General features: G+C 43.5%; 2 protein-coding genes. Both read left to right on the top strand.

The genetic code is table 11. The annotated features are described in order from the left end of the window. Window positions 1-340: 340 nt before the first annotated feature. Window positions 341-1,060, top strand: a complete 720-nt coding sequence (locus F1379_RS23280; RefSeq protein ID WP_150274479.1) for a hypothetical protein — start codon at window positions 341-343, stop codon at window positions 1,058-1,060. A gap of 23 nt (window positions 1,061-1,083) precedes the next feature. Beyond that, window positions 1,084-15,438, top strand: coding sequence for a calcium-binding protein (locus F1379_RS30585; protein ID WP_162551262.1), 14,355 nt, complete (start codon window positions 1,084-1,086; stop codon window positions 15,436-15,438). Window positions 15,439-15,626 lie beyond the last annotated feature (188 nt).

The following is a 15,626-nucleotide window of genomic DNA, read 5'->3' as shown; positions in this document are numbered from 1 at the left end:
CTCATCGAAATCGGGAGATCGCCAAGGAGCTGGAGATCAGCCGCAGCTACGTTCCCGGATAGATAAGAGGGCGCCTACGAAGCTGTATCATGAGTTTTACACGGCGAAGCGATAAATGATAATGATGACCTGCCGAGGGGCAGTTTTTTTATTTATATCTTTTTTAACAATGCAAGCTTATGAGAGTAGAAAAATTAAAAAAATGAAAATTATTCCATGTTTCGACATTATATCATGATATTGTTGTGGTACTATATTACTGATTTGTAAGTAAAAAGTCCGAGGGGCAATAATGCGAATGAAAGGTGTCTAACTTTTAAAAAAGGATGATGGAGAAAAAGTGAAGTTTCGATTTATTTTCGGCTGGTTGATTATTTTGGCATTAGCGGGTTGTGTGGATTTGCCTTCTCAAGCGGAGAAAGAACAAGTGAAAGCCAATATGCTGGATTATCTGGAGAACAAGTACCATAAAGAATTCATCGTAGACAAGATGGAATACACATGGAATACAAGTGACTATCAATTTCAGATGCTTCTTAAGAGTAATAAAGATATTGAGTTCTTTGCTTATATCAACAAGGAAACGAGGATGATGGGAGACACCTTTTTGCTGGTGTATTGGAACGACGAACTACATCAACAGTTTTATAGTTTTTTCAATAAATACTTTTTGGAATTACCTGAGATTAGAGGTGGACCTAATATAGGCATTGACTTTATTCCTGGATTTAGAGACCAGTTAGTTAGTGAAGGGTATCCCAGTTGGAAGGAGATTGTAGAGAAGGATCCGGATAGCTTTGATATCTCCATAATTGCTGATGTAGTAACAGAGAAGAAAGTAATCGAAAAAGAGGAGTATACAAATAAAGTATGGGGGGTTATTCAAGAATATAGAAAACAAAGTATTAACGTGGATGGGATTACATTTTTCTTTTATACAGATAAAAAAGATAATACTCCAATGTGCGCTATACATGTACAAGGTAGAGAAAGAGTAGACAGTATAAAAGGTGCAAAGGATTTAGAAAGGTATTGGCGCATTATATCGAATGAACAATGACATTAAATTTAGGAGGTTTTAACTTGGCAACTGAATATGATCTGATGAGAATGGCACATTTAGCGTACTTCCCATTAAATGAAATTAAGGGCGTGACAATAGATGAATTGCAGAGTGATGAGGAATTGGCTAATTCTATCATAAACTACGAAGGTAAATCGATACAAACGGTTATGTTTGATAATAATGTTACATCTTTACTGGATATGAACGATTGGAAAATTGTTGATTCTATTAGTAATGAACAAACTGTAGGAGGATTTTACGGGGTTGCTTTTCTTAATGAGAAAACAGATGAGATAGTTATTGCCTGCAGGGGAACAGAAGGAAAGGGGGATGCAGCGGGAATCAAAGACATTGTCAATGATGCAATGTTGGCGATGAACTATAAGACCAAGCAAGAGATGGAGTTGAAATTATTCATAGAACATGTAGCAGATAAATATAATGGTTCCATTTCCATAACAGGCCATTCACTTGGAGGTTATTTGGCTCAGGTTGGCGCATTGGAGTTAATGGACAACTATAATTCGCGGTTTAGCAAGGCGGTAACCTTTAATGCGGCTGGAGTTTATAGCCCTGCGTATATGCCTTTTCCTGAAGTCCATGATGCAATAGTGGGTGCCTTATCTGAAATCTCAAATTTGGTAATTGCCAATTATGGTTTGGATAGTGTCCAAGCGCAAGGCATGGATTTAATCTATTATTATTTTGCAAATCCGACATTTAAAGGGGTCACAAAGCAGCAGTGGGAGAATAATAAGAATGGAATTTATGATGGGAAAGTCAGAAATTATGTGGTATCTGCCGATGTGGTTGGAGCAGCTCCAATTTTTCAGGATCATATCGGCTCTACCATCATTTTGCCATATATGAATGAAAGTAAATTTTTTGGCGAGCATGGTTTATCTGATAATTTCTATAAGTATAAGTATTCTGAAGAAGAACTTACGAAGGATGTATTTGAGACAGCGGATTCAATCAAAGGAACAAATGGACGCGACTGGATTTACGGAGGTGGTGGGGATGATAACCTTCAGTCATACAATGATAGTCTTTTTGACATGGACTATCTCAACCTGGCCTTTCAGATAAGTGAAATGATCCGGGGCATGCTTGGAGAAAATGAGCCTGTATTGGATCTCTTTGGTGAATATAAATTAGAGGCAACGCTGACAAGGTATCTTTATAAGCTGGATAATGCATTGGAAAATACATTTGCCATAGATCAGGATGATCATGTGTTCGGTGGCAAAGGAGACGATTTAATAAAAAGTGGTGCCGGAAATGATTATCTTGAAGGCGGATCAGGAAATGATACAATACATGGCGGCAAAGGGGACGATACATATGTTTACAGTAAAAATGATGGATCAGACAGTATTTATGAAGTAGGAAAGGATGTAAACGATACCTTAATCATTAAGGGATATTCCTTGGCGGACATACTGGTGAAGTATGACAGTAAGACGGATCTCTTAGTATTTACTTTCTCAGGCGAAGCGAACGATAAAATAACGGTATATAACTGGCTCACCGGTGCAGGCTCGCTTGTAAACAGAATTGAAAAAATAACGCTTGATGACGGAAATGCATACGATTTTGCTAATGCATTTAAAGAATATATCGAACCTATAGTCCTAAATAATATTTGGAGGTTATCCGATTTAGCCGACGAGAGTTTTGAAGCCAGACTGCAAGATATGATTCATCCGGAACATATAAATAAAACACTCTTTATCCGGGACCACTCGCCCGGTGACGCAGTTATATCCCGAAATCCGTTTAATGGAGATGTATTAATTACCTTTGAGGATAGTACAGAATTATATGTAATCAAACGCAGCAAGGACGGAAGTCGTTATATAAACGAATACATAGATTTTATTGTGAATGAAGATTACTCGGTTAGATTTAGGGTTGAGGAATTCGTAAACGGAAAAATTGCGATTGATTTTAGTAAAATATTAAATTTCGAAGCTATTTTGGCCTATTATGAATATGCCACCCAGCTCATCTCTCCAATCATCCTTGATTTAGATGACGATGGAATTGAAACATCGGGTGTAAGTGAAGGCGTCTATTTTGATTTGGATGGAAACGGTTTTGCTGAAAAAACAGGATGGACCGGCAGTGATGACGGCTTGCTAGTACTGGATCGTGACGGAAACGGCCTTATAGAAACGGGGCGGGAGTTATTTGGAGATCAAACCATGTTACAGAATGGGTCAAAGGCACAACATGGATTCGAGGCTCTAAGCGAGCTAGATGCCAATGACGACGGCAAAATAGATATTCAAGATGCTGCGTATTCAAAGTTGAGAATTTGGAAAGATGAGAACAATGACGGAATATCCTCCTCCGATGAATTATTCAGGCTTGATCAACTGGACATCAAATCGCTGTCTACTGGCTATGTTACAGTAAATAAAACCGAGTCCAATAAAAATATACTGGGATGGCTCGGAAGCTATGAAAAATTAGATGGTAATATTAATGAAATGGGAGATTATTTATTCAATAGAGATAGAACTGATTCTAAATGGATTCAATCGGTTGCCCTAACAAAGATTATTGAAGAGCTGCCCGATATTATAGGGTCAGGTAATGTGGCTTCCTTACATCAAACTATGGCAAGTGATGCGACTGGAACACTTATTGCGTTAGTTCAAAGATTTATCAATGAATCCAATTCTGATCTTATAGAACAACGTGCTTTAGTAGAAGAAATTATTTACGAGTGGTCAGGCAGTGCCAAGGTCGTTCCCGGAAGCCGGGGGACCTATATTGATTCCAAAAAGTTGACAGCTCTTGAGCATTTTTTAGGCATACCTTTTGTTCAAAAGAGTAGTTGGGGAGCTTCGCCAGGACCCATGGCCGGTAAAACATTGGAAGAATGTTTTAGCGATTTGCTAGATAAGTACCAAGCCCTGCTGATATCCCAAACCTACGTAAAAGATCTTACGGAAATGTTATATTACAAGAATGTTAATGGAAAAATGGAAATGGATTTTACAGCAATCCAAGGAAGATTACTTACAGAATTAAATGCAGATCCTCCCGTCGGAAAAAGAAGATTAGAAATGTTTAGTTTTGTGCTTCATGAATTTAAAATCTTTGATTATGTGGATAAAAACAGTTTCAGAAGCTTTTTTTATTCCCTCAATAAAGAATGGGCTGCTATTTTTGACGCTCAGTTCTTGAGTAATAATATGTACTCTTCAAATACAGTGTATGGAACCTCTGCTGATGATTATCTGATGGGAGTGTTGGGAGATGATAGCCTCTTAGGCGGAAGCGGAAATGATTCTCTGGACGGACGTTGGGGCGATGATTATTTAGAGGGCGGAACCGGGAATGACATCTATATCTTCGGCCGCGGGTATGGGATGGATACGATTTATGACAACGATAGTACAGCAGGGAATGTGGATGTTATACGGTTCAAGGATGATATCTTGCCGGAAGATATTACCCTGATAAAGAGCGGAAACCACCTGGAGCTGAGAGTGAACGGAACGACTGACAAGTTGATCGTAAATGACTATCTGGTCAGCGGTGGAAGCAATGCAATTGAACGCATCCAGTTTGCGGACGGAACGATCTGGGATCCGGCGTACATCAGGGAAGCCACATGTACAATCACAGGAAGTTCATCCGCTGACATACTGACGGGAAATGCCGACAATGATACGCTGGATGGCGGATCGGGAAATGATACCTTGCAAGGCGGAACCGGGAATGACACCTATATCTTCGGCCGCGGCTATGGGGTGGATACGATATATGAGAACGATGGCACAGCCGCAAATATAGACGTCATTCAGTTCAAGAATGATATCTTGCCAGAAGATATTATTCTGATTAAAAACGGAAACCACCTGGAGCTGAGAGTAAATGGAACGACTGACAAGTTGGTCGTGAATAACTATTTGGTCAGTGGCGGGAACTATGTAATTGAACGTCTCCAGTTTGCGGACGGAACAGTCTGGGATCCGGCGTATATCAGGGATACCACACGCACGATCACTGGAAGTTCATCCGCTGACACACTGACGGGAAATGCGGACAATGATAAGCTTTTTGGGCTTGAAGGTAACGACTACCTCTATGGTCAAGCGGGTAATGATTTACTGGACGGAGGTGCCGGAAACGATCAGTTATACGGAGGGGATCGTTCGAATTCACCGGGCAATGACACCTATATATTCGGCCGAGGCTATGGAGTGGATACGGTTTATGACTACGATGGCACAGCCGGAAATGTAGACGTTATTCAGTTCAAGGATGATATCCTGCCGGAGGATATTATCCTGACAAAAAACGGCGACAATCTGGAGCTGAGAGTGAATGGAACGACTGACAAGTTGGTCGTGAATAATTATCTGGTCAGTGGCGGGAAATATGCGATCGAGCACATCCAGTTCGCAAACGGAACCGTCTGGGATTTAGTGTGTATCAAGGAAACCACGCGTATGATGCTCGGAAGTACATCCAATGATACACTGACGGGAAATGCCGACAATGATACGCTGGATGGCGGAATGGGAAATGATACCTTGCAAGGCGGGGCCGGGAATGACACCTATATCTTCGGCCGCGGATATGGGACGGATACGATTTATGACAACGATGGCACAGCCGGAAATATAGACGTTATTCAGTTCAAAGATGATATCTTGCCGGAAGATATTACCTTGATTAAGAAAGGAGACCACCTGGAGCTGAGAGTGAATGGAACGACTGACAAGTTGGTCGTGAATAATTATCTGGTCAGCGGCGGGAAATATGCAGTTGAACGCATCCAGTTTGCAAACGGAACGATCTGGGATCTGGCGTATATCAAGGATGCCACCCGCACGATCACAGGAAGTTCATCCAATGATACGCTCATAGGTAATGCGGACAATGATACGATAGATGGCGGAATGGGAAGTGATACCTTACAAGGCGGGGCCGGGAATGATACCTATATCTTTGGCCGCGGCTATGGGGTGGATACGATTTATGACAAAGACAGCACAGCAGGAAATGTGGACGTCATTCAGTTCAAGGACGATATCTTGCCGGAGGATATTACCTTGATTAAGAACGGAGACCATCTGGAGCTGAGAGTGAATGGAACGACTGACAAGTTGGTCGTGAATAACTATCTGGTCAGCGGCGGAAGTTATGCAATTGAACGTATCCAGTTTGCGGACGGTACAATCTGGGATCCGGCGTATATCAGGGAAGCCACACGTACGATCATAGGAAGTTCATCTGCTGACACACTGACTGGAAATACCGACAATGATACGCTGGATGGCAGAATGGGAAGTGATACCTTACAAGGCTGGGCCGGGAATGATACCTATATCTTTGGCCGCGGCTATGGGGTGGATACGATTTATGACTACGATAACACAGCGGGAAATGTAGACGTCATTCAGTTCAAGGATGATATCTTGCCGGAAGATATTACCTTAATTAAGAACGGAGACCACCTGGAACTGAGAGTAAATGGGACGACTGACAAGTTGGTCGTGAATAACTATCTGGTCAGTGGCGGGAAATATGTAATTGAACGCATCCAATTCGCAAACAGAACCGTCTGGGATTCAGCGTACATCAAGGAAACCACGCGTACGATGCTCGGAAGTACATCCAATGATACATTGACGGGTAATGCAGATAATGACACACTGGATGGCCGCTCGGGGAATGACACCTTACAAGGCGGGGCCGGGAATGATACCTATATCTTCGGCCGCGGTTATGGGGTGGATACAATTTATGACTACGACAGCACAACAGGAAATGTGGATATTATTCGGTTCAAGGACGATATCCTGCCGGAGGATATTATCCTGACCAAAAACGGTGACGATCTGGAACTGAGAGTGAGCGGAACTGCCGACAAGTTAGTCGTGAATAACTATCTGGTCAGCGGCGGGGAGTATGCAATTGAACGCATCCAGTTCGCGAATGGAACCGTCTGGGATTCAGCGTACATCGAGGAAACCACGCGCACGATGCTCGGAAGTACATCCAATGATACATTGACGGGTAATGCAGATAATGACACACTGGATGGCGGCTCGGGGAATGACATCTTAAAAGGCGGGGCCGGGAGTGATACCTATATCTTCGGCCGCGGCTATGGGGTGGATACAATTTATGACTATGACAACACAGGAGGAAATGTGGATATTATTCGGTTCAAGGACGATATCCTGCCGGAAGATATTATCCTGACCAAAAACGCTGACGATTTGGAACTGAGAGTGAGCGGAACTGCCGACAAGCTGGTGGTGAGTTGCTATCTGGCCAGCGGCGGGAGATATGCGATCGATCGCATCCAGTTTGCGAACGGAACCGTCTGGGATTCAGCGTACATCAAGGAAACCACGCGTATGATGCTCGGAAGTTCATCCAATGATACACTGACGGGAAATGCGGATAATGACACGCTGGATGGTGGAATAGGAAATGATTCCTTACGAGGCGGGGCCGGGAATGATACCTATATCTTCGGCCGCGGCTATGGTATGGATACGATTTATGATTACGATAGCACAGCAGGTAATGTGGACGTTATTCAGTTCAAGGACGATATTCTCCCGGAGGATATTATCCTGACCAAAAACGGTGACAATCTGGAACTCAGAGTGAACGGAACTGCCGACAAGCTGGTTGTGAGCAACTATCTGGCCAGCGGCGGGAAATATGCGATAGAGCGTATCCAATTCGCGGACGGAACCGTCTGGGATTCAACGTACATCAAGGAAACCACGCGTACAATGCTTGGAAGTGCATCCAATGATACGCTGACGGGAAATGCAGACAATGACACACTGGATGGCCGTTCGGGGAATGACAGCTTACAGGGTGGGGTCGGCAATGATACCTATATATTCGGCCGGGGCTATGGGGTGGATACGATTTATGATTACGATAGCACAGCAGGTAATGTGGACGTTATTCAGTTCAAGAACGATATTCTCCCGGAAGACATAAAAGTGCAGAAATACGGGAATGACCTGGAACTGAGCATCAACGGTACTGCCGACAAGCTGGTTGTAAGCAACTATCTGGCCAGCGGCGGGAGCTATGCGATCGAGCATATCCAGTTTGCAAACGGAACAGTCTGGGATTCAGCATACATCAAGGAAACCACGCGTACGATGCTCGGAAGCATATCCAATGATACGCTCATCGGTAATGCGGACAATGATACGCTGGATGGCCGCTCGGGGAATGACAGCTTACAGGGTGGGGCTGGCAATGACACCTATATCTTTGGTCGCGGCTATGGGCTGGATACGATTTATGATTTCGACAGCAAGACAGGTAATGTGGATATTATTCAGTTTAAGGGCGATATTCTTCCAGAAGATATTATCCTGACTAAAAACGGTAACAATCTGGAACTGAAGGTTAGCGGAACTGCCGACAAGCTGTTTGTGAGCAACTCCCTGGCCAGCGGCGGGAGCTATGCGATCGAGCGCATCCAGTTCGCTAACGGAACCGTCTGGGATTCAGCGTACATCAAGGAAACTACGCGTACGATGCTCGGAAGTACATCCAATGATACATTGACAGGAAATGCGGATAACGATATACTGGATGGCCGCTTAGGGAATGACAACTTACAGGGCGGGGCCGGCAATGACACCTATATCTTTGGCCGGGGCTATGGGGTGGATACAATTAATGACAACGACAGCACAGCAGGTAATGTGGACGTTATTCAGTTCAAGGAAGATGTCCTGCCGAGCGACATCCTTTTGAAGAAAAGCGGGGATGACCTGGAACTGAGCATCAATGGAACCACAGACAGGGTGTTCATACGGGATTACTTTAGCGCTGGCGGAAGATACACCATCGAGCGCATTCATTTTGCAGATGGTACACAATGGGACTTCGCGTATATCAAAGAGATAACCCGCCATATGATAGGAACCGGATCGAATGATATTCTTACAGGTAATGCATTTGATGATATACTGGATGGCCGCTCAGGAAACGATTACCTGGATGGAAGAGCTGGCAATGATACCTATATCTTTGGCCGGGGTTACGGTTCTGATCGGATCTATGATAACGATAGTACAGCAGGAAATAGGGATATTATCCAGTTTAAAGACGATATTCTCCCCGAAGATATTATTCTGACTAAAAACGAAGACCACCTGAATATGAGAATTAAGGGAACCGAGGATTCATTATTTGTTAATAATTACTTTTCCGGCGGTGGAAATGATGCAATTGAACAATTTCAATTTGGAAATGGAACCGTTTGGGATTTCGCGTATATCAAGGAAAAAGCACGATATATCGTGGGAAGCGAAGTCATGGATGATACGCTGACGGGGAACGCGGACAATGATCTGCTATTTGGGCTCGGCGGCAATGATAATCTCATTGGTAAAGCTGGAGATGATGTTTTAGACGGGGGATCTGGAGAGGATGAGTTACATGGGGGGGACAATTATTGGGCGGATGAAGTCGCCGGGAATGACACTTATATCTTTGGCCGCGGTTACGGGGTAGACACAATCTATGACAACGATAGTACAGCAGGGAACATAGATGTCATCCGGTTCAAGGACGACATCCTTCCGTCAGATGTTGTCCTACAGAAAAGCTCAGATAATCTGCTATTAAGCATTAATGGTTCGAGTGACAAGTTGATTGTCAACAACTTCTTTTACGGCGACGGTAACCATATGATAGAACGCATTGAGTTTACGGATGGCACCGTATGGGATCTTGCGTTTATTAAGACCAAAACTGCCCGCATAGTAGGCAGCGATCTGGATGATGAATTGTATGGTAATGATGATAATGACAACATTGTTGGTCTCGGTGGCAATGATTTGTTGTTTGCGGGAGGAGGAGATGATGTGCTGGAAGGAAGTTCCGGCGATGACACTATCGTGTTCGGTACCGGTAATGACCTTATGATTTATAATGTCGGAGATGGTCATGATACGGTAGAGAATTGGGATTATCAGGGGTGGAATACGCTTAGTTTCGGGCGAGGGATTACTCCAGAGGATGTTTCCATTATAAGAGAAGGCTCAAATTTAATTTTCAAGGTATTGGGGAATACTGGATCGGTTACGATAGATAATTTTTACTTTCATCCCCAGTTAAACCAGGTTAAATTTGAAGACGGTACTTTATGGACCTATGAGGATATATATGATCGGGGATTAACCGTGCTCGGTACAAGCGAAGACGACCAAATAGATGGGTTGTATGGTATCAATGATAAGTTATATGGCTTGGGTGGCAATGATGAGCTAAACGGTCATGGCGGCGATGACGTACTGGACGGGGGGGCAGGAAACGATACATTATACGGCGGAGAAATGGGTGCTGTCCAATTTGTCTTCGGACGAGGATACGGTAAGGATACGGTTGTTATTAGTGATTGGGATAATAGCAATATTGCTACCATTAAACTATTGGTAAATCCTGCAGATATTGAGGTGGGGGTAAACAATAACTCGCTTGTTCTTGCCATAAAGGGTACAAATGATCAATTGATTGTAGATTCATACTTTACAGGTGAAAGTAAAAAAATAGAACAAGTGGTCTTTTTGGATGGAACAGTGTGGACTAGAGAAGATACTTTAGCTCAATTGTATGACTTTACTGTTCTTGGGACTGTAGACAGCGAGATGCTGGAAGCCTGGGAAGATGAAGATAGTCTGCTGTATGGGTTTAATGGAAATGATAACTTAATCGGTAAGGGTAGAAATGATGTTCTGTATGGAGGAAACGGGTACGACAATCTTTATGGTGGCGCAGGAAACGATGTGCTCGATGGAGGTAGCGGTAATGATCTGCTATATGGAAATCAAGAGTCTGCAACTTCTCCTGTTCACTCCGGAAATGATACTTATGTATTCGGTAAAGGTTATGGAAACGACATCGTCTATGATTATGACGTTAGTACTGGAAACATCGACACCATTCAGTTACTGGTCGATCCAGAAGAAATTGAAATATACCGGGAAACAAATAATTTAATTTTTCGGATAAAAGAGACAAACGAACAAATGACAGTTAATTATTATTATTCCAGCGGCAACGATTACAAAGTTGAAAGAGTTTTATTCGCCAATGGAACAGAATGGTCTCAGGCAGAACTGGAATCAAACTTAATTATCCGCGGAACGCAGAGCGATAATTGGTTGTACGGTTATTACGGGATCAATGACAAAATTTACGGTTTGGAAGGGAATGATACTCTATCCGGATACAGTGGCCATGATGTATTGGATGGGGGTACAGGTAATGATACATTATACGGAATGGATGACAACGATACATTATATGGAGGTGCGGGGACTGACCAATTAGATGGCGGCGAGGGAGATGATGTACTCTTTGGAGAAGCAGGAAATGATCTGCTGATCGGAGGGAAAGGTTCTGACATTCTGAACCCTGGAAAAGGAACAAACCGGATTATTTATAATCGCGGAGACGGAATAGATACAATAATAGCCGGTGACAATACCGGCGTTGATGGCGATACCGAATACTTTAATTATAACTGGGGCTGGAAGGCGACGCAGGATTGGAATGGATCCTATTGGTCTGACGGCGGTAATGATGCTTTTGACAATTTTGGATCAACTACTATCCGGTTCGCAGGGGTATCCTCCGGAATCTACTTCGGAGCTGCGGACGGAGTTACTCGGGAGACTGTTGTCGCAGGCAATACGTTCGCAACACGTGCCCGTTTTCTAAGTGACAACATCCTGGAGCTGTTCATTAAGCAGAACACGGAGAATGCACTCTTTTCAGTAAGCACTGGAGGTAATTTGGGTTCGGATGGTAGAGAGCAGTTTGAAGTAAGGACGGTAAATATTGGAGGAAATGAAGTTCGATATGCCCACTCCAAAGACTTATCCGGTTCTGATCCAGATGTATATTTGTTTATAATTCCTGAAAGTAGTGTTGGCAGCGCAGTAAATTATACAAGAAATAATGACAATATTTACGGGTCGACAGCTGATATGTCCGGAGCAGTCAGGATTTTGATAATTCCTACTTATCTTGGCTTTCAGACCATACAAGATTTGCTGCGGGATAACCTTTTCAATAATAAAGCAAGGAACTCTTTAAGTTTCGGTGAAGGGATTACACCGGAGAATGTTTTAATTGTCAGAAGGGGGAACGATCTGGTATTGATAACCTCGGCTGAAGGGGAAGTCGCGGTTTCAGATTGGTACTCCGGAAACGCTCTTGAAAAGGTTGAGTTCTCCAATGGGACTGTATGGAGCGCCTCTGAGGTGGAAGCTAACGTTAAACAAGAGATACGTGGAACAGAAGAAGTTAACGAAATTATGGGTTCCGATAACGATGAGATCATATTCGGTTTAGGTGCAGACGACATCATTTATGGGAATGGCGGCGCGGATATAATTGACGGCGGAGGAAATGAGGATGTTATTTATGGTGGTGCCGGAAACGATAAGTTAAGAAATGGCGCATACTTATTTGGCGATCAAGGGGAAGATTACTTGGAAGCCGTTGAAGATGGCTCTTCTCTTCACGGTGGGGATGGAGAAGATATCTTAATGGGTAAATCCTCAAACGACAGTATTTGGGGAGATGCCGGCGAAGACTTTATTGATGCCGGCGCCGGCGATGATAATCTATACGGAGATACCGGAAACGACACCATATATGGCCAGGATGGAAATGATCTGCTAACCGGCGGAGAAGGAAATGATTATTTATATGGTGGAAAGGGAAATGATTCTATTTCAGGCGGAGACGGGAATGATATTATTTTTGGGGAGGCAGGCGATGATATCCTTGCCGGAGGCAAAGGGTCTGACATTATAAACTCTGGAAAAGGAATAAATACATTCATCTACAATCTCGGAGACGGGAAAGATACATTAATAGTAGGTCACATTCTTGACTCCGGACTCCTTCAATATAACTGGGGCTGGAAAGCGATACAGGATTGGAATGGATCTTATTGGTCTGATGGCGGTAGAGATGCTTTTGATAGTTTTGGAGTTACTACCCTCAGTATCGGGGGGGTATCATCCGAAATTAACTTTGGCCTTGCGGATGGAGTTACTAGAGAAACAGTGGTCGCAGGTAACACCTTCGCCACACGTGCCCGTTTCCTGAGTGACAATATTTTAGAGCTTTACATTAAACAGAACGATGAGAATGTCCCATTTTCAATAATTGCTGGAGGCAATTTAGGGTCGGATGGAAATGAGCAATTTGAAGTAAGGACTACAAGCATCGGGGGGGTTGAAGTTCAATATGCCCATTCCAAAGACTTATCCGCTTCTGATCCTGATGTGTATTTATTTATTATTCCTGAAAATAGCGTTAACGGCACAGTGAACTATACAAGAAACAGGGACAATATATTCGGATCAACGCAAGATATTTCCGGAGCGGTCAGAATTTTAATTATTCCCACGTATCATACCCCTCAGGAGATAGACGATTTATTGTGGGATGGTCTGTATACCCAATCAAATAATACACTTTGCTTGGGGGACGGAATAACACCTGATAGCGTAAGTATATACAGGGCAGGATCAGATCTAGTCTTGAAATTTCAGGATGACGGTGAAGTTAAACTGGAGAAATGGTATGACGGTCACCAATTGGAATCCATAAAGTTTAGTAACGGAACGGTGTGGGATGCCGCAAACGTTGAGTCTAATGTGGAGTTGCCTGTTACGGATGGTCCAGATGAACTCTATGGTACGGATGGAAGTGATACCATTGATGGATTGGGCGGAGAAGATGTGATTTATGGTCTGGCCGGTGACGATACTCTTAAAGGTGGAGAACAGAATGATACCCTTTATGGCGGTAAAGGGGATGATACTTTGTTTGGCGGCAGTGGAAATAATACCTTTATTGGTGGACTTGGGAATGATACCATTGTTGTCGAAAGTGGTGATAATTCAATCGTCTATAATTTGGGTGATGGAACGGATACCGTTATTTCGGCAGAATCGACTCTAGTTCGAAATTATCTGAAGCTCGGTGAAGGCATATGGCAATACCTGCGTATCTTAAGAAATGATAATGATTTATCCATAGTTATCTCTGAAAATGAAAAGATTATTATAAGCGGATGGTACTTGAATAATGCTCTCGCAGGTATTGAATTCGCTGACGGGATAGTCTGGACCAAAGAGATTATTGAAGGAAAAGTAAGGCTGCCCGGGGAGATTTACGAATTCTGGGGAACCGACGAATTCGATGTGATGCACGGTACTGAAGGAAAAGATGAAATGCATGGATTAGGGGGCTTTGATGTATTTTATGGTTATGGCGGAGATGATACGATAGACGGCGGGGGAAACGGGGATGTGGTGTATGGCGGATCCGGGAACGATTTGTTGAAAAATGCTGCTGTTCTATACGGTGAAGCCGGTGATGATGTTTTGCACAGTCAGGAAACTGGATCGAATTATATGGGAGGTGGCGAAGGGAATGATATTTTGTATGGCTGCGACTTATATGACAACATTTATGGAGATGCTGGGAATGACCAATTGTTTGGCCGCTTAGGAGATGACTATCTCAACGGGGGGGCAGGAGACGATATGATGGACGGCGGCAGTGGAAATGATGACTTCTTCGGCGGCGACGGCAATGATATTATTTATGCATGGGAAGGAAACAATGATATATGGGGAGACCTAGGCGACGACCTGATTTATGGAGGTGGCGGGGATGATTATATATACGGCGGGGACGGAAATGACACTATATACGGCGGGGACGGAAATGACGTCCTGTACTCCAATGATGGAAATGGCTTCATAGATGGTGGAGAAGGTAATGATACCGTGTATGGAGGATATGCAGGCTCTACTATTTATGCTGGTGCCGGAAACGATACTATTTTCCAAAACAGTGCATCATTAGTTTGCGGCGGTACTGGTAACGACACATTTTTCTTATCTTCTTACGATGGGGATATCATTAGCGGAGGGTCCGGAGACGATCTATATGATGTTTGGACGATCTCCGGTGTTGCACAAATTAACGATTATGATACAACAGCAGGAAATACAGATACCGTTCGGTTGTCATATAATCCGGCAGATATCGTGTTTGCTCAAGACGGCGAAGACCTGGTTGTGAAAGTGGTTAATACCGCAAATCAACTTGAAGTCACTGGATGGTATAACGGTATAGAACAGCAGACTGAGGTTTTTATGGCATCAGATGGAACAAAGCTTCTCAGCACTCAAGTCAACCAACTCATTCAAGCCATGTCTTCCTTTACGGAATCGACAGGAATAGACTGGTCGGAGGCGGTCAGCCAGCGCAGAGAGGAAGCTATGCAGGTGCTAGCACAGTATTGGACGGCAAACGTTTAGCTGGAAACACTTGAATTTAATATGTTGTTAAGGAACGGAAAACAGGCCATCACTTTAGTTAGTGATGGCCTGTCTTCTTCCTAAGTTGGTTCAAGATAGACTTTAGTATCTTGACTAAGCCAAATCTAAGAAAGGTTTGCGCCGCCCCCCAGCCCTGACCCGCATGTTAGTTGGCTCACCGGTCAAGG

This window comes from Paenibacillus tepidiphilus, assembly GCF_008635795.1.
Classification (GTDB): Bacteria; Bacillota; Bacilli; order Paenibacillales; family Paenibacillaceae; genus Paenibacillus_AQ; species Paenibacillus_AQ tepidiphilus.
Note: the sequence above shows the minus strand (reverse complement) of the source record. Positions and strands in the feature narration are given on the sequence as shown.